The sequence below is a fragment of the Shewanella sp. MF05913 genome (assembly GCF_059758095.1).
The window spans coordinates 103,620-128,168 of sequence record NZ_JCAYNT010000007.1 but is presented as its reverse complement, the minus strand read 5'-3'; the positions used below and the strand labels follow the sequence as shown (position 1 = coordinate 128,168).

Here is a 24,549-nt window from a genome sequence, read left to right as displayed (position 1 = left end):
GTCGATGACTATAGAGGATTTACAGTGGTAAAGATGTAAGCCTTTTGCCAGATGTGATGTTAACAATCGATTATGACGCTACATCGTAATATGTCAGCAACAAGCAAATGTGGGCGTATTATCGCTAATTACTGCTGTGTTTAAAACAGTATTTACTTGTTTTAAATAAATCTTAATCCAGTCCAAATCAATGGCAGTAACAAGGTTAAGCTAATCCAGAATAAGTTGGCTGTTTGCGTTACGGTTATGGCTTGGTTTATGTGGCGATAGTCAGGCAAGGGTCCAGCTTTCACCTTTGGTAAGTCAACGCGAATAGTTTGGCCATTGCTTATAAATTGCTGCGGCCCACCGAGCTCGATGTTAAGCAACTTAGCAGCCAAGGCATAACTGCCGTAATGGTTATTAAGCTGCTGTTTATTACCCGGTGCAGGCAACATAGACGACACAATAGAGCTTAATCCGAGTTGGCCAAATTGAATTGCGATCGAGCAATGCCATAGCAAAGTCGGAATAAAAAAGATCACCCGATTAAATTGGCCTACAAAGCTTGAAAAAATATGAAAATGCGGATGATAAGTCGGCCAGCTGTGTTCAAGTTGCCTTAACATTCTCACCACTAATGCCATGGTCGCGCCGCCTAGGGCAAAAAATAATACCGTGGCTAAGGTGCCGTAGATTGGGGTGGTAAATAATTTTTCGATAGTCGTTTTACTTAAGCCTACCGCTGACAACACTTGCGTGTTTTGGCTGACCCATGGCGTGAGTAATTGTTTGGCTTCTTGTTTATCGCCAGTTTGAATTGCATTTGCTACTTTTTCGGCAACCGGCTTAAAAGCTGAATCACATAAGCAAAAGTACACAATAATCAGTTCAAAAAACCACGGATATGCAGCAAGGCTAAGTAAAAAGCTAACAATAATGCCAATAGGCACGACCAATAATAATGTCGCTAAAATACCTGCTGTCAGTTGCTGGCTTACGGCGCGATCAGGATGATTGACCTTGGTCGCAATCAATACTGCAATACGATTAAACCAAAGCAGCGGTTGTAAATCTCTTGGAATAGGGGCAAAACGCGCGAGGATTAAGGCGCAAAATAAAATACAGCAGCTTTGTAATAATCCACCGTCCTGGCTCAACAATTGCGGATTGAATAATTGATTAATCATAGAGACTCAACAGTTGGATGGACGACTCGAGCTAACGGGATAAATAAGCTGCTGTTCAGTATAGCGGTAAAGCGACTGGTTCAGCACCTGTATTGATGAGACACTGAACCAGTATATAGTAGGTAATTTACAGCTGTTGTAACAGCGCAATAACCATCATGGCTGAATGCATGCCTGCTTTGATAATGTACGAGTCGAAATCAACTGGCGAATCATTATTAGCGTTGTCTGACAGTGAACGGATCACCACAAATGGCACGTTAAACTGATGACAAACCTGAGCAATGGCAGCGCCTTCCATTTCACATGCTGCCATGGTTGGGAAGTTTTCGCGCATCACTTTCGTGCGGACTGGATCGCAAATAAAACTGTCGCCGGTACAGATTAACCCTTCAATTGCGTTTACTTCACCGAGTTCCGCTACTGCTTTTTTCGCGGCATTAACTAATATGCTGTCGGGTAAAAACGCGGCTGGCTGTTGTGCCATCTGACCAATTTCGTAACCAAAAGCAGTCACATCAACGTCGTGGTGGCGCACTTCAGATGAAATCACGATATCACCAATTGCGAGTGTATCGACAAAACCACCTGCTGAACCGGTATTAATCACATGAGTAACCGCAAATTTTTCAATCAGTAAGGTTGTTGCAATACTGGCTGCCACTTTACCTATACCTGAGCGTGTCACAACCACTTCTTTATCGGCAATGTTGCCACTGATAAATTCGATGCCTGCAATGGTAGTGTGTACAGGGTTGACGATTGCTTGCACTAAATGAACAACTTCTGGCTCCATAGCGCCAATAATACCGATTTTCATGAATAAACCTTCACTGATTAAACAAATTCGAATGGGCGCTAATATAGCATGGGCGGGGAAGTTTGTGAAAAATACGCTTGAGTTAAGTGATTTGTGCACAATGGCCAAAAACCGCTAGCGGAGCGTTATCCTGCCAACGGTTTTAAATCGATAATTGAATTAAAGAGGGTTATTGGTGCTGACTTTGCGACAATAAATTATCGATGGCTTTCACTACGCGAATACTGGCATCTTCCATGGTTTCAAGATGAGCTAAAATCGTGGATTCATCACCAGATTGCATAGCTGCTACCGCGGCTTTACCTTCGCTATGCACAGTTTTATGGGGTTGCTCAATCGCCTTAAAGCTGGATAAACTGGCAAACTGCTGGCCTTCGCCATGGTAATACCATTTGCCGAGTCGACATTCGGTGTGACTGTTGACACTGGCTTTGCTGTCTTTATTGGCTAATATACTGTAAACGTTACTCTTCCAGACGCTATGGTCTAACTTCACAGTGGTTAAAAATGCGGTCATTGACGCTTCACCAATAACACGTTTCATTACACCAGAGCTTTGCAGCACTTCGGTAACCACTTGATCAATTTGTTCTGACGAGACGGCTATTTCACTTGAACAAGTTTGGTTGGTTATCACAACTTGTTTAATTTGTTCGGTTTGCTCTATGACCGTTGCAACTAATTTTTCAATATTGGCACTGGCGTCATGAGCATTACTGGCTAATTGCCTAACTTCACTGGCAACAACGGCAAAACCACGCCCCGCATCTCCCGCACGCGCCGCTTCAATGGCAGCATTAAGCGCAAGTAAGTTCGTTTGTTCAGAAATTTGTTGAATTGATGACACCAGATTGCTGATGCCATTAGCGGATTCGCTCAACTGTGCTGCTGTAGCCATGCTTTTTTCTGCATGATCATTTAAATGCCCTGCACGGCCTTTTAAGTTACCAATAGCGACCCGAGTCTGATTGAACAGTTTGTCTACTTCAGACAGCATCTGTTTTTCGTCATCTAACTTGATTGAGTTCGCCAGAGTGGTGTCTCGGATATCGTTGAGCATCGTTGCACCTTGTAACTGTAAATTAGCGCGTGCTGCATCGTATTCAGATTGATTATCAGAGGTTGTTAACTGCTCGGTTAAGGTCGCAACACGTTGCTGTAATTGAGTGAGTTCATCACTATGTTGTTGCTCTTTTCTAACAATTTGCTGTTCTAGGTCGGCAATGCGGGCTTTCAAGCTTTGGGTAAAACCGATCATAGTTACTCTATTGGTTATTTGTATATTAGTAATATAGTGATCAGGTTTTACTGTTTAATCAAGCATTGCAGATGTTACGTATCACAAATTGAGAGAATAAAAATCACAACATTAAATGAACTAATGAGTATGAGTTCTCTTTATACTTTTTAATACAACACGTTGCCGTTAATTTAACTTGCTGTATCACAATAAGATTCTAAAGTGTTATTTGTTCTTGTTACTAAACGGCATCCACAATAAACCGTTTAACCATGCATTTTGTTTTGCGTTTGGGTATTGGGTTAACCCTATATCGATTTGATTATCAGGTTTACTGGCTTTGGCGGTATAAGTGCCAAAAATTTTGTCCCACCAGATAATACTAAAACCAAAATTACTGTTACTTTCGGCCATTATCTGGCTGTGATGAATGCGATGCAATACTTGGGTGACTAGAACCAAGCGAGCTAGTTTTTCAGCTTTGGCGGGTAAGCGTATGTTGGCGTGGTTAAAAATAGCAAAACCATTGAGCAATATCTCAAACAAGATCACCGCTTCTGCAGGGATACCCAATGCCACAATGGCAATCGCTTTAATGCCTAGGCTGGCAATGATTTCGATAGGGTGAAAGCGCAATGCGGTGCTGCTGTCGACGTGGCGGTCTGCATGATGCACTTTGTGCAAACGCCATAATAATGGAATGCGATGAAACAACCTGTGCTGCCAATAAATCAACTTGTCTAACAGCAGTACACTGACGCCGATATTAAGCCAAAGCGGTAAACTCAAATAATGTAATAACCCCCATTGTTGTGAGCTGACATACAAGGCGAAGCCGGCTAAACCTAATGGCAGTATTAATCTTGCGATTAGCGATGAGATAATTAACAAGCCAAAATTACCCAACCAGCGGGTTGCCATTGAGGCTGTTTGAGGGGCTTTGCTCAGTGTTCTGGCTGGAAAGAATAATTCCAGACTCATCATTAACACTAAAATGCTTAAAAACACGCCCAGTCGGATTGCTGCCATATCATCTATCATTTTTTAGGCTCCTTAAGGTTACTCTTTTGCTGGTGATTGGCTTGCAGGTTAGTAGGGTGATTTTTTAAGGTGTTATAACCACCATGGATACGGGTAAAAATAGTAATCGCACCTAAAAATGCAAACGTATAAGCAAGCGCTGGAAAGTAAGTCGGCCATAAACAGAATGCCACAAAAAAGGCAATAGTTTCTGTGCCCTCGGTCAGGCCATTCAAAAAATAAAAGCTTTTATGGGCAAACTGCGGCCGCGGTAGATTGAGTTTTTCGGCTGGGATTGCAAAAGCTAAAAAGCTCGATCCTGTACCAATAAACACAGTGAGTAACACTGCAGCGGCTAACGCGTTTTCATTGGGATTGGCGAGTGCAAATCCTAAAGGAATCGCGGCATAAAACAAAAAGTCGAGACAGATATCTAAATAACCCCCCGATGGCGTAGTGTGTTTTTGATGACGGGCAAGGGCACCATCAAGTCCGTCAATAATGCGGTTTAATACGATAAATAATAATGCTACGTACCAGGCTTGTAGGGCTAAAAAAGGCACTGCTAACATTCCAACCACAAAGCCGATGAGTGTGAGTTGATCGGGTTGTACTTGTTTTTTATCCAGTAGCAATACAATCGGTTTAAGCATGGGCTTAATCACCGGCGTAATAAATCTATCTAGCATTTGTGGTTTCCAATTAATTGATACATTTGTGGTTTATGTATGTTGAATAAAGTGTGTTGAACAATATCTCTAGAATAACCTGTACTTATTTTACCCACGCTAAAACAGCGAAATAATCTTCCCGTGAGCGGCATCAGCATCGCTTTGGTCATGAGTGACCATAATCGCGGGCAGTTTGTGCTGACGAATTTGCTCAAACACCAGTTGACGCGTTTCTTGGCGTAATTGGCTATCAAGCTTACTAAAAGGCTCATCAAGTAAAATGGCTTTGGGCTGACTTAATAACACCCTCAGCAGTGCGACTCTAGCTTGTTGCCCACCCGATAAGCTTTGTGGGCTGCGATGCTCTAAACCGGCTAATCCTACTTGAGATAATGCCTGGCTAATATCCGCTTGGCGTTGTGACTTGCCACCCGCTGGCATCGCGAAGCTAATGTTACCGGCGACAGTGAGGTGCGGGAACAGTAAAGGGTCTTGATATAATAAGCCAATACGACGCATGTGGCTGGCAGTGTCAGTAATGAGTTGTCCATTTAGGTATAAATTGCCTTTGGCGCTGAATCCTTTAGGCAACATACCGGTGAGCCAATTTAACAACGTCGATTTTCCGCTACCCGATGGCCCCATAATGGTCAAAATATCACCGCCGGCAATGGTTTCGTTTAATGACAACAACACCTGTTGTTGTCGTTGTATGCTTAACTGTTCAATCACCAATGAAGAGGTGTTAGAGCTTGGCGCATTTGTTTGCTCTGGCGTTGGCATATGTATCCTTATTCGCGGTGTGTTAACAGCATTTTAGGCAGTGCCCATGCGAGCAGAAAACCTAGTGCTGGGAGCAACATTTGGACTAAGGCATAAACTGCACTGGTACGTCGGCTGGCGCCATTAGCCAGTGATACCGCCTCAGTGGTAATGGTATTAATCCGCCCACCACCGGCTAATAATGTCGGTAAATATTGACTAAAGCTAATGGCTAAGCCTAATGCACAGGCTATTAAAATTGGCGCCAGTAACATGGGCAGTTTTATTTGCCAAAATATTTTTGCCTGGCTAGCGCCTAAACTGGCGGCAACATGACTAAAGCGTGGATCTAAACGCCGGTAACTGCTGGCCAGCGATAAAAATACATAGGGCAATACAAAGAGTAAATGCGCTAGTACCACATTGATCAAAGTATGGTGGCTGTTGATTTGTTCCAATACCCACACCAGGCCAAATAAAAACGCAATGCTGGGAATAAGCAAAGGTAAGTAAATGATCACGCTGCTTAATTTTGATGCTGTTTTACTGGTGTGTTGCTCGGCTTCAAGTGTCAGTAAAGTCAATACAATGGCTAATCCTGTGGCACAAAATCCAATTAACAACGTGTCGAGTAATGGCGTGTGCATTTGTTGTAATGCAGATTGCCAGTGCTGACCAACAAACGTCTGAGGCAGCAGATCAGGATAAGCCCAAAAACCTGCGAAAGACCATAACACCATGCCCAGCAAGGCTAAGCCGATAATCGTTAACATCATCACGGTTATTACGTGAGTGATGTTTTGCATAATGGCGCCGGCATATTCGCGCTTACCATTAACCAACATAGATTGAGACAGGGTTTTAATGAGCTTTTCAGCGAACCACCAGCCAAGCAGTAAGAGTAACGTCAATGCTATTTGTACTATAGCGCCTGCAGAGGCTTTAATACGCAAGCTTAAATCGACATCATGAAACCATTGCATAATGGCCACCGCAAGCGTTGGTGGACTATTAGGACCTAAAATTAAGGGGATTTCGACACTGGCACTGGCATAGGCGAGTACGGCTAAAATCGGTAAGCGCAAAAAGGGATATAAGCTGGGAAGCACGACTTTAAAAAAAGCAGTCATCGGGCAATATCCCAGGCTTAATGCCACTCGATGTTGAGCGCGCAGCGTATGGCCTAACTCGGGCTGTGCCAGAACACCCAGTGCCATCAGCAATAAAAAAGGCAATTCTTTGAGGGTTAAGCCTAAAATAATACTTAGGCCTATTGCATCATGTGGGAATAGCCAGTCGGGTGGTGTATCCCAGCCACTTAACAAGGGTGACACCAGCCGTGAAAACATCCCTGATGGGGTAATCAAAAAGCCTATGGCAATCGCCGCAGCAGCATGAGGGATCACTAAAATCGGGCCGAGCAAGCGTTGAATATAACCTAACCAGGGGCTGGTAAAGTAACTGCCTAAAATCAAAATGGTAATGACAAAAGCCAGTAAGGTACTGATAAAGCTGGTGGACACACTGAGCAGTGCCATATAGCCAATGCCGGGCGTATGCCATAAATCCACAAAGCCACTGACATTAAATTGAGTGTGTCCAAGGACCGGAAACCAGCCAAAAGCCGGTAACACCACTGCAACTAAACCGCCTATAACGGGCAGCACTAGCAAAGCCATCATTAAATAGGGACTACTGCGAACCAGGGTATTAAAACCACTTTTTGATGTTATCACCGCATCACTCCATAGCGTTGTAACCACTGGGTTGCAATGACTTTAGTCCAACTTGGGTGCGGTTCGCTCAATGCAGGACTGATATCTTGGTTAGCGATATTGGCACTTGGGTGTGACAGTGAGGGTGGAGCAAACCATGCCTGTTGAGCTGCAGATAATTGCGATAAAGCAATCACACTGGTGTCGCCCCACACGTTTGCCTGTTGCTTTTTGGCCTGAGCTTTTGGGCTGAGTAAAAAGTTAACCACCAATTTAGCGCTATTTGTATGCGCTGCATTATAAGGAATGGCAATAAAATGGATGTTGCTTAAACTGCCATCACGCATGCGATAGCTGCGAATACTCTCTGGTAAATCAAAACGCGCGACAGCGGCTGGCACTTCGGCGGCTGAAAAGGTAAATGCCAATGCCAGCTCGCCATCGCCCATTAATCGGCGCAGTGCTAAACCGCTAGACATAAAGTGTTGACCTTTACGCCATAAGTTTGGATGCAAATCATCTAAGTATTGCCATAGGGCTGGCAATACTAATGCCTGGCTTTGAGCGCTAGCGGGTTGATAAAGGCTATTTTTAATGTCATCAGGCTGACTGTTGTTAAGGGCAATGAGCGCGTATTTTAAAAAGCTCATGGCTAAAAAGTCAGGCGGCTTAGGGTAACTAAATCGCCCTGGATGTTGTTCGGCCCACAGACTTAATTGTTGTAATGTTTGTGGTGGCGTTTGGGTCAATAAGCTATCGTAGTAAAACGTCAGTGCCGCTTTGCCCCATGGCGCCTCCATGCCTTGAGTGGGCACGCCAAAATCACGGGTCATGGCCGGATTATTATCAGGATCGGTTAAGGCAAAGTTGGGCAATTGCGCAACCCAGTTTGGCGCCAATAATTGATGCTTTGCCATCGCGGCAAAGTTTTCGCCATTAATCCACACTAAATCGACTTGACCGTTATTATCGTTACTGGCTGATTTTTCGGCCAATACTCGGCTAACGGCTTCGCCTGTGTCGGTGAGTTTGACATGGTGTAATGTGATTTGGTATTGCTGCTTAACTTGCTCTGCAACCCACTGAATATAACGATTGATTTGCGGATCGCCGCCCCAGGCATGAAAGTACACATCTTGGTTAACACCACGCGTTTCAATCTCTTCCCATGCGGCAAGCTCATTAGTTTGTGCATAAAGCATGCTCGTCCAAAGGCAAGCATATACACTAACACCCAATGCCAAAGCCGCCACAATATGCTTCATTATGTTAGATATTTTACTGGAGAACATTGGCTTATCGAACCGCATTTAACGACCAGTTGTAGTCGAGGTAATCGATATCTAATTGCTGCTTGTTCGCGGTAGCTTGCTGAGCACCATTGAGTGTTAACGCGTTAGGGTACAGTAATAAAAACGCCTCAACAGAATCTGCCCCGGTAAAACCTTGAGTAAAGTCATCGCCATACCATTTAAAAATGGCAGACAAATAGACCGTGTCACCTTTGGCATAATTGCGGCTAGTGTCAGCTAAAAAACGCTTAGTTTGTGCATCGAGTTGTTGCTCAAGCTTAGCGCCGGTATAGGCTTCTTCAAGCAGCGCTGGGCAGCCAATGCTGGCACAATTTACCGCAAAATGAATTCTAGGATCGTTATATCGATCGCTACCACGGATCAGTTTATGTTCAATATCATTGAGGCTGCGGGTTTTGCCAAGTAAAGGAATAAAGCTTTTGTCCCACGGTGAGCTAAAAAGTCCGCCGAGATCTTTAATTGACTCAATATTGGGATATTTAGTTAAGATAAGCTCAACGGTCCAGGCGTTATAAGCATTGATTAAAAATGCCAATTGCGTCGATTTATCCCAAGCATCAAATTGTGCCTGGCTGATGTTGCTCAGCTGCTCAAGGTAACTTTGCAGTTGAATGCGTTGTTGCTGCATTGCCGCATAATCTACCGCACTACTGCAGCCATGATTAATCGGCTTTACGTGTTGACTCACTAGGGCTTGCCACTGTTGGTGCAAGGTCTGCTCAGTTGTTGCCGCTGGCATTGCATCGGCAGCCACACTGATTTGACTGAATAGCAAGGTGCTACAGAGTAGTGGCGCAATGACAACGCTTGCGACAAATGCCTTGAATATTGTACTCATTTTATTTGGCTCTCTTACTGTTATTGGCATAATCCCTTGCCGGGCAGTTTGCTATTGATTAATGCGTGTTTCTTTAAATATGCGTCAGCTAACCTGGGTTAACTGACGCCATCATTGGGCCGTCTTTTAAAGGATTAACCACGGCGCCATGTGTGATATTTTTCTAACCAGCGCAGTACGGTTGCTGGCGCATGATTACGTTTCCACTCACCTGCGGCGTACTTATTGCCTTCGGCCCACGTTGGGTAACTGTGGATAGTCCCTAAAATCTTATTCAGTCCTAAGCCGTGCTTCATGGCTAATACAAACTCAGCAATTAAATCACCAGCATGCTCTGACACAATCGTTACACCCAGGATTTTGTCTTTGCCTTTTGGGGTGATAACTTTAATAAAACCGTCGGTGGCACTGTCGGTTATAGCGCGGTCAAGCTCAGCAAAATCAAAGCGTGTGACTTCATAATCAATACCTTGTTGCTGAGCTTCATATTCGTTTATACCGACGCGCGCCACTTCTGGATCGATAAAGGTGGTCCATGGAATAACGCGGTAATCGACCTTAAACTTCTTCAAATGGCCAAATAGCGCGTTTACCGCCGCATACCAGCCTTGATGTGCTGCAACGTGAGTGAACTGATAAGGCCCAACAATATCACCAGCGGCATAAATATTTGGGTATAGCGTTTCTAAATATTCATTGGTTTGAATGGTGCGATTAGTTTCAATGCCTAACTCTTCTAAACCGTAACCGCTTAGACGAGCACTGCGACCGACGGCGCATAATAACTGGTCGTACTCAATAGCTAACTCTTGGTCTTGATGCTTAACGATAAGGTATTTTTTACCGTCACGCAGTTCGCAGCGCAGGGCTTGGTGTGAGGTTAAAATGTTTACGCCACTTTTACGTAAAGCCTGGGTGGCAAACTCAGATACTTCAAGATCTTCTTTGATCATGATGCGCTCGGCCATTTCAACTTGAGTGACTTGTGAGCCTAAACGGGCAAAGCTTTGCGCAAGCTCTGAGCCAATTGGGCCGCCGCCAAGTACCACTAATTTTTGTGGTGCAGCATCAAGTTTGGCAAACTTGTCCCATAAGGTGTCACTGGTAACGTAACCGACTTCTTCAATACCCGGTAATGGCGGTACAAATGGGCGGGCACCAGTCGCAATCACAATGCTGCGCGCGGTTAGGCGAGTGGTATTGCCGTCTGGGTAGGTAATTTCTACTGTCCATGGGTCGATTAATTTGCCGTAGCCTTTGACCACATCAACACCTAAATTGGTGTAACGCTCAACACTGTCGTGCGGCGCAATATCGGCAACCACTTGATGTACACGTGCCATGACTTTTTTAAATGAAAACTCAGGTGTGCTGTCTTCTAGGCCGTAATGATGGGCATTACGTATCTGCTCGGCTATTTTGGCGCTCTTGATAATGGCTTTGCTTGGCACGCAACCGTAGTTTAAACAGTCGCCGCCCATTTCTCCGGCTTCAATTAAGGTCACCTTGGCTTTAACTGCTGCGGCAATATAACTGGTCACAAGACCACCCGCACCCGCGCCAATCACAATCATATTGCGGTCAAATTTAGCGGGCTTGGTCCATTTGCTGTATACGCGACGTTTTTTGATCATGTTGACAATGGCCTTAGCGATAAGCGGGAATAAGCCTAATAGTGCAAATGATACAATCAGGTTGAACGATAAAATATTCGATAAGCTGTCGATTTGCGCTAATTGAGTCCCGGCATTGACGTATACAAAGGTGCCCAAAAACATACCGACTTGGCTGACCCAATAGAAGGTCCACGATTTAAATGCGGTAACGCCCATCAGCATATTGATTAAAAAGAACGGGAAAATAGGCACTAAACGTAGAGTGAATAGGTAAAAGCCGCCTTCTTTTTCAATACCGGCATCAATGGCCGCTAAACGCTCTGGAAAACGTTGTTTAATCGAGTCACGTAATAAGTAACGCGACACTAAAAAGGCCAGTGTTGCGCCAATGCTTGAGGCAAATGAGGCTATTATTAAGCCTTCGACTATGCCAAATAACGCACCAGATGCGATGGTAAGAATTGCAGCGCCGGGTAGTGATAATGCCGTTACAGCCACATACAATGCAAAGAAGCCACCGATGACTAATAGCGGTGATTCTTGACGCAGTTGGCTAAATTGCTCCATTGAGCCTTTTAGGCCATCAAGCGTGAGCAATTGGTGCAAATCAAAGTGGAAAAATAACCCCACCAGCGTTGCTGCAATAATAAGTAATACGATTTTTTTTAACATGTTTTATAGCCTTAAAATGAATGCTGCAATGTCAGGGTGGCATTAACCGGTAACTCAGGGTAAACCAAGGTTGAACCAAAATAACCGCCTTCAAATACTGGGCGCCAGTTCTTTTGGTTGGTGACGTTATTAACGTCTAATCTTAAACTTGTTTGTTCGCTAAAGTCATAACGAGTATTGATATTGAGCGTGTATTGATCGCGAATATACACAGTCGCTAAATAGTCTAATGGGTAACTCTTGGTATATAGACCGGAGAAACCGGCTTTCCATTTCTCTGTAATCGCCATTCCGCCATTAATTGTAAACGTTTGTTCAGGTAAACCTTGTACGCGGCGGTCAGACGCTGCAAATGAAGCAAAGTTTGGCGCGCCAATTCCGGTGCCAGCAATGATATCTGGGCGTGAATTATCAAAAGCATCGATCACTTGAACCGTATCCTGGCTGCTGGCTGAATTATCATAACGAGCATCTAAATAACTGTAACCAGCGCTAAACCAATAAGGGTCGGCATCATAAAAGGCTTGCGCCTCAAATCCTTTAGTGCGAATACCAGTATTGCTGCCATCACGGTTACGTAAGCTACGCTTTTGATCAAACACTGCCGCATCGACATACCAGGCGCTATCGCTTGGCGAATATTTAATGCCCACCTCAGTTAAGGTATTTTCGGTGGCAAAGTTTTGGCTGCTAATTTGGTTATTGGCGCCTAACGTGGTGCCGCCCGCCATGCTATTTGAGGTCGATTCGTTATAACTGGCGCTGGCATAGGTGGTGATAAAATCGCTGAGCTGATAGCTAATACTGATTTGCCCCGACTCGAGCATTTCATTAATTGAATCACTGGCGGCAATTTGCCCTTGGGGCGCTAAAGCATCTCGAGCCTCAACGTCATAAAAGTCGGCTCGATAGCCTATGCTGGTCGACAGTTTGTCGGTCCATTGGCTGTTGTGTTGAATCGCGAGGCCGGTTTGCCAGCTGGTTGAGTCTGTGGTGTCAGATAATGAATAATCACCGCTGCCATTTCCATCAATGTCGTATTGTGCACCAGGTGATACAAACACCCCTGGGCGCAGCTCAACCAGCCTTGCTTGCTGTTCTGCGGTAAGTGGAATTCGGCGGTTTTCAATGGGGCCTGTTAAATCAATCGGTAAATCGGCTTCGGTGGTAAATTGGCTGTAACCTAATACCTTGTTGTAGCGGATATCGGCAGCGACAATGGTGCTTTGGTCGTTGTTCCATTGATAGGCTAACTCAACTCGGTTTTGTGCAGTGTCAGCGCCATCGATGATTTCAACAAAACTGTTTTGGGCAATTTCTTCGCGCTCTAAATGCTGATAATAAGTAATGTTTTTAAAGGTGGCTTTATCAGTTAACTCACGGACGTAAGTGCTGTGAAGAATAAACGTTTGCGCGTTATTGATGTTGTCTGGATCGGTTAACACTTGGCTGCGATCAATGTTAACTAATCCGGTTGGCGACACAATCGCATTGGCGCCAGCGATGGTACTGCCATTAGGTTGAACGCCTTGGCCAGTAACATATAAACCATGGTCGATTAATGCTTGAGTAGGGCGGTTAATCCCCGCGTTGTCGGTAAAGTCGACATCATAGTATTCGACATTGATGTCCCAGGTGCTGACATCGTCTGGCAACAGGCGAAATGCCACAAAAATACTGTCGCTTTGAAAACCAGAGTAATCGTAATAGCTACCGTTATCGATGTGCTCGACACTTAAACGAACACCACTTTGGTTTTCAACTATATCGGTGGCTACATCTAATTGAGCACGGTAATGATCCCAGCTGCCTGCCGATGCGGTAAGTTTGGCAAATTTGTCATTAGTGGGTGCCACTTTAGAGTGCACATTCACAAAACCACCATTACGTTGGCTGGTGCCTAGCAATACTGGGGGCGCACCTTTTACTACATCAATTTGATCAATGGCGTTAAACGACATCGGAATACCGAAACCATTATTACCGGCCTGGCGGCGCACACCGTCCTGGTATAACTCGCCTAACTGACCACGAATAGTTGGCAAGCTTGATGCGCCAAAGCCGCTGGCCGAATAACTATTAGGGCTGACTTTTTGAATATCTGACAAGTCGACAATATTAAGCTGTTCAATCATCTCGCTGGTAATGGGTGTCACCGAGCGAGCTATATCTTTCAATGCTATGCCGTCACCAAATGGGCCATCGACAGTGCTGTTTTTAGGTGACAAACCTTTATCGTTAATCGCTTTGCCTGACACTTGAATCACTTCGATAGTCGAAATGTCTTCCGCCGCGACTGTTAACGAAGAGGATAAGGCTAAACCAACAGCCAGTGCTGTTAATGAACGGTTTGAATAACGATACATAGGCATAATATTTTCTGCTGTGATGAACATGGCCTAAAAGACCTAATGATTAACGAATTTATTACAACTATCTTATGCCTAATTTTGTTTATTTAGAACTAAATAGCATAAGTGGTTGTGCAATATCATCTGAGTTTATTCGGTCCATTGGGGGCTGGTTAACTTTTGTCGTTAATACCAGTTTAGCCTATTAAAAGCTCAGCAGAATGAGTTTTATTTATATTTTTTAAGGAATTAAGATGCAAACAACACTTACTAGCAATGTTCAAAGCAAATTGCAATGGTCGTTATTGTCTTTACGCTTAGGCGTATTTTTAGTGATGCTCGTGTGGACATTGGATAAGTTTGTCAATCCTGGCCATAGCATGAAAATTTTCGAGAAGTTTTACGGGATCGGCGGGGTGAGTGAAGTCGCAGCGTATGTTATGGGTGGTTTGCAATTGTTACTGGTGATTGCCTTTGTACTTGGGATTAAAAAACGCATCACGTACGGAGTGATATTCTTAATGCATGGCGCGTCAACCTTATCGGCCTTTAATCAATATTTTGATGCATTTAATAACTTATTATTCTTTGCTGCATGGCCGATGTGGGCCGCGTGTTTTGCGTTGTACCTGTTAAGAGATGAAGACACCAAGTTTACGGTAAAATAAATCGCTGGTGACTTAACTGATAAAAAGGCCGACTAAATATTTTTAGCCGGCCTTTTTATTGGGCACTTAAAATTAAATCATAGTAGTAAGCAATACTGTTAAATAATGATGTTAAACAATCAATCCAAGCGCGATTGGAGCTTTACCAGAATGCCGCTAGTGGGTGTTATTACTTTGTATCACTATTACGAATAACCATAACGCTAAATAACACGACTATCACCATTTGCGTGCTTAAGCCTTGCCAGGTAGAGGCTATGCCTAACCAGCTAATCGACACATCTATAGGGAAGGGGGTCAGGCTGATTACAGCTGCTTCTTGTAGCGCCGAAATCCCTTTACCCGCCAAGATAAACGCTAAAATAAGCATAAAGTAAGAGCTTACAGCGAAGAAGCGAGCCAGCGGTAATTTAACGGAATAACGCATCATTAACCAAGCAATAACCGCCAAAATAGCGATGCCAGCGAGCAAACCATAAGCTAAGTAACTCACCTGTTCATTGCTGCTTGCAGAGCCTACGGCTTGTGTCAGTAATGACTGATAAAACAAGATGGTTTCAAATACTTCACGGTACACAGAAATGAATGCCAGGCCAGTGAGTCCCCATAAGGTTCCGGTGTTTAAATGACGATCGACATTGTTTTTAATGTAACTTTGCCATTTCGAGCCTTGGGTTTTACTGTGCATCCAATAACCCACATAAAACAACACTAACGCGGCCAACAGTGCTGCCCCGCCTTCCATTAATTCCCTTGAGGCACCGCTAATACTGATTAGGTTTTCTGCCGCCCACCAGGTAAAGACGCCCGCTATAAGTGCGGATATCCAACCAAAATGAACAAATTTAAGCGCATCACTACGCTGAGTTTTTATTAGCACTGTCATTAAGGCGATGATCACTAACAGTGCTTCTAATCCTTCACGTAGCAAGATGATTAATGCAGCCGAAAACATCGCGTTATTGGATAGTGATTGCCCGGTTAATACCGTGTCGGCTTGGTCTAATTGAGTCAGAATACTGGTCAACTGTTGATTGACTTGAGTATCTTGTCCTGCTGTTTTTAGGATGTTTCTAAAATTAAGCAGTTGGCTTTCGATTGATTTACGCAAACCACTGTCGTGAGCATCTAGGTTGTTTTCGATTAATTCAAAGCCATCAAGGTAGGCGCTAACGGCTAAGGTTTGTGCTTGTGCAAACTCATTTGCTTGGTAGGCTTTGACGGCAGCCTGTAAGTTGCTACGTGTCAGCGAGATAGGCGACTGTGCATCCTGAAACAGTAACTCAGGCTGCGCACGTAATAACTCCAGTTGCTTGCGGTCAATATTGGCATTTTGTTCGAGTAACTGTGTTGGATTACTATTGACCCATTGCTGTAATTCAACATTCGTGTCGTGTTTGATGTGTTCTGTGGTTGTCGATGATGGCTCAAACGCTAAGCTGCCAACATAGAAAGCCAGTGACCAACGTTGTTGATCGTTTAACTCACTAAAGGCACGCATGGCACTGCCATCTAAACCATCAGAAATCGCATCGTAAAGTCCCAGTAATGATCGATTTAAGGCCCGTTCTTGATCGGTAAAATTAGTCGGCTCTGGTGACAGTGATTTAGCTAACGGCCCGTTGCCCTGGCCTAAATCACCATGACAAGTTGAACAGTTTTCGATAAACAATTGCTTTACATGCTCTTTAGTTACAAGCTGTGTTGGTAGCACTAATGCCGGAGATTGGCTTAATAATTGTTTACGTATTTTTTGACTCAGCCCTTGAATAACACCCAGTGATGCTTTGTCTGCAATGACTTGTTGTAGCTGTATTGCGTCAGCGTTAAGTGAATCGGATTTATCGAGTGAGAGCAGATTCGTTTTTTCGATAATGATGCTAGCAAATTGCTGCATTTCAGCAAATTCATCGGGGTTAGCAATTTGACCGTCGGTCACCGCTTCTGAGTAATCTACGCCAATGTATTCGGCTAATTGAAGAATTTGCCGAGTCTGTTTGACTAAGTCTTGTGATGTTTGAAGTGACGTTTCTTGTGGTAATTCTTGTTGTACTTCTTGTGATACTTCTTGTGATATAAGTGTCGTATCTTTTGCCCATAACGATGTCGAAAACACCGAGATAATGGCAATAAATAAATAACGATTAATAACAGACGATGTGATCCGTTGTCGCCATAACGTGAAGCTGTTGAAAGTATCCAAGAGATTACCTTAATAGAAATGGAGGCGTTGATCGAGAAACTGGATCCATCAATCAAACCAGGATGGCAAATGATAATGATTGGCATTCTACTTTTTTGTTTACTGCTAAGCAATCACACTATAAGCGTGTTAATTAATGCGATTAATTTCAATAAGGCACATTTACCGGTTAATCATGTATGCAGTCACAGTTTAAGGTCCAAATAAGGCTTTTTTGTATATAAAACAGATTGAGGTGTTTATTTTTGTGCGGAGTTGTTACGGGTGTGTGGCTTACTTGCCACGAGTATTTAGTATTAATTATCACCGTTTGATATAAGTAGCTTCAGTATGAGATGAGAATGCACATCGTATTCTGCTTTATTAGGGTTATTCTGATTCTCTTAGAATAAGCATGATGAATAAGATCGTTGAAATGTTTGGCGCTATATTTTACTAATAACAAGACATTTGGGTTTACATATTTAGACATCAGTTAATGACAGTGGCGACTAGTGAGCCACTTTTACGCTAAACTTGGTATGTTATTGTAAGTTAAACATAGTAATTAGAATGATAAAAAGGTTAATGATGCAGAGCAACACAGTGAAAGGTAAAAATGAACATGCCAGCTAGCGCTTCGCTTAATGATGACCTGCGTTTAATTGATATTGGCATGGATCTGTTTATTGAGATCCACTTTGCCAATGGCAAAAAATTACAATCTCGTTCAAGCCTGATTGGTTATCAAATTAACCGGTTTATTTTGATTGAGTTTCCAACCAAAGATTTTTCAGAAGCGTATCAGCACATGCTTGCCAATGCCGAAATCGTGGTAAGGGCAATGACGAATAGCGGCTTTAAAGACATTATCGCTTTTAAAACGTCAATATTATCGGTAGTAAATCAACCTGTGCGCATGTTGTGTTTGAGTGTGCCTAAGTCTATTACCAAGAAACAAGTTCGTGAGCAATTGCGCGTCGATATTAAGCAAGATGTGTTTATTATGCACGACGATAATAAAATTAATGCCAAAATGCTCGACTTTTCATTGACTGGTTGTTTTGTCACATTGGCGCCTAAATCAATGAATATTGAGCAAAATGCAGAAATACATGTGGCGATTTCGATTGATGAAAACTTGTCCGGTATTTTAACCGGAACCGCGGTTAAGGTGCAGCAACTTGAGAGGGAAATGACAGTAGGGGTAAAGTTTTCGAACGAACATCCGGAATTAAAAAACACCTTGTTTAGCCATTTCTTAGTAAGTACAGCCAAAAAATAGTGACTACGTTTAGCGATTTTGAGACAAAAAAATGCGCATCATAATGATGCGCTAAAATTCACAAGCAAACTCGGTATATTATGTCTAACCTATAATCCATCACAGGCTAAGCTTTTCAATCTTGTTAATCTAAAAAGTTTAAAATCCCCATCGCAGCATCACGACCTTCTGCAATTGCTGTCACGACCAAGTCAGAACCACGGACCATGTCGCCACCGGCAAACACTTTCGGGTTAGTGGTTTGGAATGGATTGTCATCAGTCTTAGTGGCTTTTACCAAGCCCCACTCATTGGTTTCGATACCAAAATCAGTAAACCATGCCGCTGGGCTGGCTTGGAAACCAAAGGCGATGATCAGAGCATCAGTTTCTAGAATACTTTCGCTTCCAGGAATAACCTCTGCACGTTGACGGCCACTTGCATCAGCTGCACCCATTTGGGTTTCAACATACTCGATGCCGACAACAGTGCCATCTTCCGCTTTAATCGATACCGGTTGGCAGTTGAATAAAAACGTGACCCCTTCTTCGCGCGCATTTTGCACTTCACGGCGAGAGCCTGGCATGTTGGCTTCGTCACGACGGTATGCACAAGTAACGCTTTTAGCGCCCTGACGTACAGCTGTACGCACGCAATCCATCGCAGTGTCACCGCCACCAAGCACCACGACATTTTTACCTTCTAGGCTCAAATAAGGCGTTGCGCTGTCTTCTGTTCCCATGATGTGGTGAGTATTACCAATCAAGTACGGTAAGGCTTGAATAACACCTTGTGCGTCTTCATTGGGTAATTTAGCTTTCATGGCTGTGTAAGTCCCCATGCCAAGGAATACTGCATCGTATTCATCAAGTAAACTTTGAAAACTAATATCTTTACCAACCGTGACACCCATTTTGAATTGAATGCCCATGCCTTCAAGTACAGAACGACGTGTAGCCATAACAGCTTTATCAAGTTTAAATGATGGAATGCCATAGGTAAGCAAGCCGCCAATTTGTGGGTATTTGTCATACACCACAGCTTGTACGCCATTGCGCGCTAAAATGTCGGCGCAGCCTAGACCAGCAGGCCCAGCGCCAATAATCGCAACACGTTCTTTGCGCGGGGTTACTTGGGTCATGTTGGGGCGCCAGCCTTGAGCGATGGCAGTATCGGTAATGTATTTTTCAACATTACCGATGGTGACCGCACCAAAGTCGTCATTAAGCGTACATGCACCTTCACACAAACGGTCTTGCGGGCATACACGACCACAAATTTCAGGCAGGGTATTGGTTTCGTGCACCAGGTCTGCCGCTTCCATAATGCGACCTTGTTCAGCCAGTTTTAACCAGTTTGGAATGTAGTTATGCAGCGGGCATTTCCATTCACAATACGGGTTGCCACAGTCAAGACAACGATCTGCTTGCTCTTTAACTTCAGGCTGAGTAAACGGCTGATAAATTTCAATAAATTGCGTAGCACGTTTTTTGGCTTCATGTTTTACGGGGTCAGCTCGACCCACTTCGATAAATTGAAAGTCATTGCTCATGATTATCCTGCCTTTACAACTAATTCCGGACTCTTCTGCTCTATTTTAAGCAGGTCAGCAACGGCAATATTCTTCGGTTTAACCAGTACGAAACAATCTAACCAGTTTTCAAAATCACTTAAAATTAAGTTGGCGTGTTCACTGCCGGTTTCTGCGAAGTGAGTTTCAATTAGGCCTTTTAAGTGCTGCTGGTGGATAGTTGATTCTACTTTTTGAGTATCAACCATTTCAGTGTTTACACGGCGGTTAAAGCGACCAAATTGGTCAAACACGTAAGCAAAGCCACCTGTCATACCGGCGCCAAAGTTAACCCCTGTTTTACCTAAAATCACCACGATGCCGCCGGTCATGTATTCACAACCGTTATCACCGACACCTTCGACAACAGCAATTGCCCCTGAGTTACGTACGCCAAAGCGCTCGCCCGCTTGACCAGCTGCAAATAATTTTCCGCCCGTAGCGCCGTATAAACAGGTGTTACCCATAATGGCGCTACGTTCACTTTGGAACGGGCTGCCAATCGGTGGGTGGATAACAATCTTGCCGCCAGACATGCCTTTGCCGACGTAGTCATTGGCATCGCCGCATAACTTAAGTTCTAACCCTGGGCTGTTCCACACACCAAAGCTTTGACCTGCACTGCCGTTAAAACCAAGTCTAATAGGCTCTTTTGCACCTTTAACACCAATTTTAGTGGCAATAAAGCCCGACAATGCTGCGCCAACAGAGCGATCAGTATTGTTAATAGAGTATTGATATGAGTACGGCTCGCCAGCTTCAACAGCCGCTGAACAGTCGGCCAATAACGTTTGGTTAAGCTGGCCCACATCTGACGGTGGATTAATTTCTTTCCAGGTCAATGCTGAGTTTGGCTTAACTGTTGGCTTGTATAAAATAGGCGTTAAGTCTAAACCACGTTGTTTATCGGTTTGACCTTCAAGCGCGTGTAACCAATCACTGCGCCCCACTAAGTCTTCAAACTTACTCACCCCTAACGCCGCCATCCATTCACGGACTTCTTGAGCCACAAACTCAAAGTAAGTCATCACGCGTTCTGGTAAGCCGTGGTAGTGATTCGCACGTAAGTTTTTATCTTGCGTTGCAACGCCTGTCGCGCAGTTGTTTAGGTGACAGATACGTAAGTATTTACAACCCAGTGCGATCATTGGCACAGTACCAAAGCCGAAGCTTTCTGCACCCAATAATGCCGCTTTAATCACGTCAGTACCGGTTTTTAAGCCGCCATCCACTTGTAAGCGAATTTTATGACGTAAACCATTTTCGACTAGCGACTGATGTACTTCAGCTAATCCAAGCTCCCACGGCGAACCTGCATATTTAACCGAGGTAATTGGGCTTGCGCCTGTGCCGCCGTCATAACCCGATATGGTTATCATGTCGGCATAAGCTTTAGCGACACCGGTAGCGATGGTGCCCACACCCGGTTCTGAAACCAGTTTGACCGACACGAGAGCTTTAGGATTGATTTGTTTTAAATCAAAAATCAGCTGAGCTAAATCTTCAATTGAGTAAATATCATGGTGTGGTGGTGGCGAAATTAAGGTAACACCAGGACGAGCATGACGAAGACCTGCAATTTCAACACTGACTTTATGTCCAGGTAGCTGACCGCCTTCGCCTGGTTTTGCCCCCTGAGCCACTTTAATTTGCAATACATCAGCGTTAACAAGGTAATGTGCTGTTACACCGAATCGGCCCGATGCAATTTGTTTAATTGCCGAGTTACGTTCGCTGTTAAAGCGTCTTGCGTCTTCTCCACCTTCACCAGAGTTAGAGCGGCCACCTAAACGGTTCATTGCAACCGCTAATGCTTCGTGAGCTTCAGGGCTTAACGCACCAATACTCATTGCTGCACTGTCAAAGCGCGAGTATAGCGTTTGTGCACCTTCAACTTTATCAATTTCAATGGCGTCAAGTTGGCCTTTAATGCCAATAAGATCGCGTAACGTTGCCACTGGGCGGTCATCCACTAAGCGAGCAAACTTTTTGTACTCAACATAATCTTGGTTTTTAAGCGATGATTGTAAAGTGTTTACCACATCTGGGTTAAAGGCATGGTATTCACCACCTTCAACATATTTTAGAAGCCCACCTTGCGGTAATGGCACATGAGAACGATAAGCCGCGGTGTGGAGAATTTTTTGATCGCTTGCGATATGTTCAAAACCCACGCCTTCGATACGGCTAATCACGCCTTTAAAGCATAATTCAATAACGTCACTTGCCAGACCCACCGCTTCAAACTGTTGGCTACAACGGTATGAACCAACGGTACTGATGCCCATTTTAGACATGATTTTACGTAAGCCTTTTTCAATGCCATAACGGAAGTTAAGCATTAATGGGGTCACGTCTTCTATTTGATGTAATTTTGCCATCGCAGAAATTGATTCATAGGCAAGATATGGGTAAATGGCCGTTGCGCCAAAACCCAGTAACACGGCAAAATGATGCGGGTCACGTGCTGATGCAGTTTCCACAATAATGTTGGTGTCACAGCGCAGGCTTTTATCGACTAAACGCGTTTGCACAGAACCAACAGCCATAGCAGCAGGGATCACTTGGGCATTTTGTGCCACAGCGCGATCAGACAATACTAATAGCGTTGTGCCACTGCGCGCTAAGCGCTCTGCTTCATCAGTAATACGATGAATGGCTTGCTCTAAGCTTTCATGAGCGTCGTAGTTTAAGTCGACAGTGTTAGCGCGGTAGTTGGTGCTGTCTAAACCGAGTAGTTGGTTAAAATCACTGAACAATAATATCGGTGAGTTAAACATGACGCGGTAAGCATTGCCTGTGGTTTCGCTAAATAGGTTTTGTTCGCGGCCCACACATGTGGCTAACGACATCACGTGCTTTTCACGTAATGGATCGATAGGCGGGTTGGTAACCTGAGCAAATTTTTGGCGGAAGTAGTCATATAACGAACGTGACTTTTTCGACAAGACTGCCATTGGGGTATCGTCACCCATTGAACCGATTGCTTCTTCACCTTGACTTGCGAGTACCCAAATGACTTGCTCTAGCTCTTCGCGAGTAAAGCCAAATTGCTTTTGGTATTGCAATAATGTTTTGCTATCAAAACCGCTCGCACCTTGTTTAGTCGGTGCCATTTGTTCAGCAGGGATCAAGGTTTGGCTGTTTTTGGCCATCCATTCTTTATAAGGATGACGACGCTTTAGGTCATTATCGATTTCGAATGATTGGTATAAACGACCATTTACAGTGTCTAGGACTAATAACTCTCCAGGACCGACACGGCCTTTTTCAATCACTTCATCAGCCGCATAATCCCAAATACCGACTTCTGAGGCTAAGGTTAAAATCCGGTCTTTGGTGATCACATAACGAGAAGGGCGCAAACCATTACGGTCAACAGCACAAGCGGCATGACGACCGTTGGTCATTACAATACCCGCTGGGCCATCCCAGGGTTCCATGTGCATTGAGTTAAAGTCATAAAAGGCTTTAAGCTCGTCATCCATTTCCGGGTTTGATTGCCACGCAGGTGGAATAAGCAAACGCATGGCGCGGTATAAGTCCATACCACCCGATAACAGCATTTCTAGCATGTTATCTAAAGAGGATGAATCTGATCCCGTTTCGTTCACAAATGGGGCTGCTTGTTGTAAGTCTGGTAACAGTGGCGAATTAAATTTATAAGCACGAGCGCGTGCCCATTGACGGTTACCCGTAATGGTGTTGATTTCACCGTTGTGCGCTAAATAACGAAACGGTTGTGCTAATGGCCATTTTGGCGATGTGTTGGTAGAAAAGCGTTGGTGAAACAAACAAATAGCACTTTTTAAGCGAATGTCGGCAAGGTCTGTATAAAATGAAGGCAAATCGGCCGGCATCATTAGGCCTTTATAGACAATCACTTGGCCAGATAAGCTGGCGACATAAAAATCTTTGTCATCGGTAATTTGTTGTTCAAGACGACGGCGTGCCATATAGAGGCGACGTTCAAGATCTTTTTCACGCCATCCCACTGGCGCATTAATCAGAACTTGGTAAATTTGTGGCAAACTTGCCCGGCCAATCTCCCCCAGAACATCTGGATTAACCGGAACCTTACGCCAACCTGCAACACTCAGTGTTTCTCTTTGTAGTTCTTTTTCTAAAATTAATTTAGCTTCGTCAGCGCGTTGTTCGTCTTGGCTGAGAAATAGCATACCAACGGCAAACTTTCGGCTTAAGTGCCAATCGTTTTCTGCTGCGATAGCTTCAAAGAAACCCGTAGGCATTTGCATTAATAAACCACAGCCATCACCTGTGCGTCCGTCAGCTGCAATACCACCACGATGCTTCATTCGATCGAGACCATGAATTGCGGTGCGCACAATGCGATGACTAGCGTCGCCGTCCATTTGTGCTATTAAACCAAATCCGCAATTGTCACGCTCAAAACTGGGATGATACAAGCTCATACAAAAAACCCCCTAAACCTCTACTGGATACGACTCGGGGTAAATGTGAAACATTCCATAGATATGCACCCGAACCATTCAAATTAAACCGAGAATGCATAAAGGTCAAACCAAAAAAATGCAACAAACTGAAATATAATTACCAAAAAAGCGTAACAACCTATCAAGTTTACGTTAACGTCAACTGCAATTATGTTGCTATAACCTTCTGAATAAAAACAATTTTAGAAAGTATTCAAACAAAT

General features: G+C 44.0%; 16 protein-coding genes. 2 read left to right on the top strand and 14 right to left on the bottom strand.

Features of this window, described 5'->3' with window-relative positions; translation table 11 throughout:
• Positions 1–161: 161 nt before the first annotated feature.
• The 11 genes from AC19MV_RS10990 to AC19MV_RS10940 form a co-directional block, all read right to left on the bottom strand.
• Positions 162–1,169 carry a cobalamin biosynthesis protein CobD/CbiB gene (locus tag AC19MV_RS10990; protein WP_498307546.1) on the bottom strand — a complete coding sequence of 336 codons (1,008 nt, stop codon included), beginning with the start codon at positions 1,167–1,169 and terminating at the stop codon, positions 162–164.
• Positions 1,170–1,296: 127 nt separating this feature from the next.
• Positions 1,297–1,989, bottom strand: coding sequence for a 5'-methylthioadenosine/adenosylhomocysteine nucleosidase (locus AC19MV_RS10985; protein ID WP_432399336.1), 693 nt, complete (start codon positions 1,987–1,989; stop codon positions 1,297–1,299).
• Positions 1,990–2,158: 169 nt separating this feature from the next.
• On the bottom strand, positions 2,159–3,247 hold the full coding sequence (locus tag AC19MV_RS10980; protein WP_498307544.1) for a methyl-accepting chemotaxis protein: 1,089 nt from the start codon (positions 3,245–3,247) through the stop codon (positions 2,159–2,161).
• A 207-nt stretch (positions 3,248–3,454) separates the two neighbouring features.
• The gene (locus AC19MV_RS10975) at positions 3,455–4,270 is read right to left on the bottom strand and encodes a sterol desaturase family protein (RefSeq protein WP_498307542.1); all 816 of its coding nucleotides are present in this window, start codon (positions 4,268–4,270) and stop codon (positions 3,455–3,457) included.
• Complete coding sequence (locus AC19MV_RS10970) at positions 4,267–4,938, bottom strand: CDP-alcohol phosphatidyltransferase family protein (protein ID WP_498307540.1); 672 nt, start codon at positions 4,936–4,938, stop codon at positions 4,267–4,269. Before AC19MV_RS10970 ends, AC19MV_RS10975 begins: the two co-directional genes overlap by 4 nt.
• Positions 4,939–5,037: 99 nt before the next feature.
• Positions 5,038–5,703 (bottom strand): ATP-binding cassette domain-containing protein, encoded by a 666-nt coding sequence (locus tag AC19MV_RS10965; RefSeq protein WP_498307538.1) that lies wholly within the window; start codon positions 5,701–5,703, stop codon positions 5,038–5,040.
• Positions 5,704–5,711: 8 nt separating this feature from the next.
• Positions 5,712–7,364, bottom strand: coding sequence for an ABC transporter permease (locus tag AC19MV_RS10960; protein ID WP_498307613.1), 1,653 nt, complete (start codon positions 7,362–7,364; stop codon positions 5,712–5,714).
• Between the two features lie 50 nt (positions 7,365–7,414).
• A complete protein-coding gene (locus AC19MV_RS10955; RefSeq protein ID WP_498307536.1) occupies positions 7,415–8,599 on the bottom strand; it encodes an ABC transporter substrate-binding protein in 1,185 nt (394 codons plus the stop codon).
• Between the two features lie 94 nt (positions 8,600–8,693).
• Positions 8,694–9,449, bottom strand: a complete 756-nt coding sequence (locus AC19MV_RS10950) for a DUF547 domain-containing protein (protein ID WP_498307612.1) — start codon at positions 9,447–9,449, stop codon at positions 8,694–8,696.
• A gap of 233 nt (positions 9,450–9,682) precedes the next feature.
• Positions 9,683–11,836, bottom strand: coding sequence for a dihydrolipoyl dehydrogenase family protein (locus AC19MV_RS10945; protein WP_498307534.1), 2,154 nt, complete (start codon positions 11,834–11,836; stop codon positions 9,683–9,685).
• 11 nt (positions 11,837–11,847) lie between these two features.
• On the bottom strand, positions 11,848–14,232 hold the full coding sequence (locus AC19MV_RS10940) for a TonB-dependent receptor (protein ID WP_498307532.1): 2,385 nt from the start codon (positions 14,230–14,232) through the stop codon (positions 11,848–11,850).
• A gap of 209 nt (positions 14,233–14,441) precedes the next feature.
• On the opposite strand from AC19MV_RS10940, the gene AC19MV_RS10935 reads away from it, so the two are divergent.
• Complete coding sequence (locus tag AC19MV_RS10935) at positions 14,442–14,855, top strand: hypothetical protein (RefSeq protein WP_498307530.1); 414 nt, start codon at positions 14,442–14,444, stop codon at positions 14,853–14,855.
• 169 nt (positions 14,856–15,024) lie between these two features.
• On the opposite strand, the gene AC19MV_RS10930 is transcribed toward AC19MV_RS10935, so the two are convergent.
• Positions 15,025–17,058 (bottom strand): cytochrome c/FTR1 family iron permease, encoded by a 2,034-nt coding sequence (locus AC19MV_RS10930; protein ID WP_498307528.1) that lies wholly within the window; start codon positions 17,056–17,058, stop codon positions 15,025–15,027.
• 604 nt (positions 17,059–17,662) lie between these two features.
• On the opposite strand from AC19MV_RS10930, the gene AC19MV_RS10925 reads away from it, so the two are divergent.
• The gene (locus AC19MV_RS10925) at positions 17,663–18,322 is read left to right on the top strand and encodes a flagellar brake protein (protein WP_498307527.1); all 660 of its coding nucleotides are present in this window, start codon (positions 17,663–17,665) and stop codon (positions 18,320–18,322) included.
• A gap of 124 nt (positions 18,323–18,446) precedes the next feature.
• On the opposite strand, the gene AC19MV_RS10920 is transcribed toward AC19MV_RS10925, so the two are convergent.
• Positions 18,447–19,853 (bottom strand): FAD-dependent oxidoreductase, encoded by a 1,407-nt coding sequence (locus tag AC19MV_RS10920; RefSeq protein WP_498297172.1) that lies wholly within the window; start codon positions 19,851–19,853, stop codon positions 18,447–18,449.
• A 2-nt stretch (positions 19,854–19,855) separates the two neighbouring features.
• Positions 19,856–24,304 carry a glutamate synthase large subunit gene (gene gltB / locus AC19MV_RS10915; protein ID WP_498307525.1) on the bottom strand — a complete coding sequence of 1,483 codons (4,449 nt, stop codon included), beginning with the start codon at positions 24,302–24,304 and terminating at the stop codon, positions 19,856–19,858.
• Positions 24,305–24,549: the final 245 nt, after the last annotated feature.

Coding starts and splice junctions, on each gene's coding strand:
- AC19MV_RS10935 (WP_498307530.1), top strand. CDS start 14,442: ATGCAAACAACACTTACTAGCAATGTTCAAAGCAAATTGCAATGGTCG.
- AC19MV_RS10960 (WP_498307613.1), bottom strand. CDS start 7,364: ATGATGGCTTTGCTAGTGCTGCCCGTTATAGGCGGTTTAGTTGCAGTG.
- AC19MV_RS10990 (WP_498307546.1), bottom strand. CDS start 1,169: ATGATTAATCAATTATTCAATCCGCAATTGTTGAGCCAGGACGGTGGA.
- AC19MV_RS10985 (WP_432399336.1), bottom strand. CDS start 1,989: ATGAAAATCGGTATTATTGGCGCTATGGAGCCAGAAGTTGTTCATTTA.
- AC19MV_RS10955 (WP_498307536.1), bottom strand. CDS start 8,599: ATGCTTTATGCACAAACTAATGAGCTTGCCGCATGGGAAGAGATTGAA.
- AC19MV_RS10975 (WP_498307542.1), bottom strand. CDS start 4,270: ATGATAGATGATATGGCAGCAATCCGACTGGGCGTGTTTTTAAGCATT.
- AC19MV_RS10970 (WP_498307540.1), bottom strand. CDS start 4,938: ATGCTAGATAGATTTATTACGCCGGTGATTAAGCCCATGCTTAAACCG.
- AC19MV_RS10950 (WP_498307612.1), bottom strand. CDS start 9,449: ATGCCAGCGGCAACAACTGAGCAGACCTTGCACCAACAGTGGCAAGCC.
- AC19MV_RS10920 (WP_498297172.1), bottom strand. CDS start 19,853: ATGAGCAATGACTTTCAATTTATCGAAGTGGGTCGAGCTGACCCCGTA.
- AC19MV_RS10925 (WP_498307527.1), top strand. CDS start 17,663: ATGCCAGCTAGCGCTTCGCTTAATGATGACCTGCGTTTAATTGATATT.
- AC19MV_RS10945 (WP_498307534.1), bottom strand. CDS start 11,836: ATGTTAAAAAAAATCGTATTACTTATTATTGCAGCAACGCTGGTGGGG.
- AC19MV_RS10965 (WP_498307538.1), bottom strand. CDS start 5,703: ATGCCAACGCCAGAGCAAACAAATGCGCCAAGCTCTAACACCTCTTCA.
- gltB (WP_498307525.1), bottom strand. CDS start 24,304: ATGAGCTTGTATCATCCCAGTTTTGAGCGTGACAATTGCGGATTTGGT.
- AC19MV_RS10940 (WP_498307532.1), bottom strand. CDS start 14,232: ATGTTCATCACAGCAGAAAATATTATGCCTATGTATCGTTATTCAAAC.
- AC19MV_RS10980 (WP_498307544.1), bottom strand. CDS start 3,247: ATGATCGGTTTTACCCAAAGCTTGAAAGCCCGCATTGCCGACCTAGAA.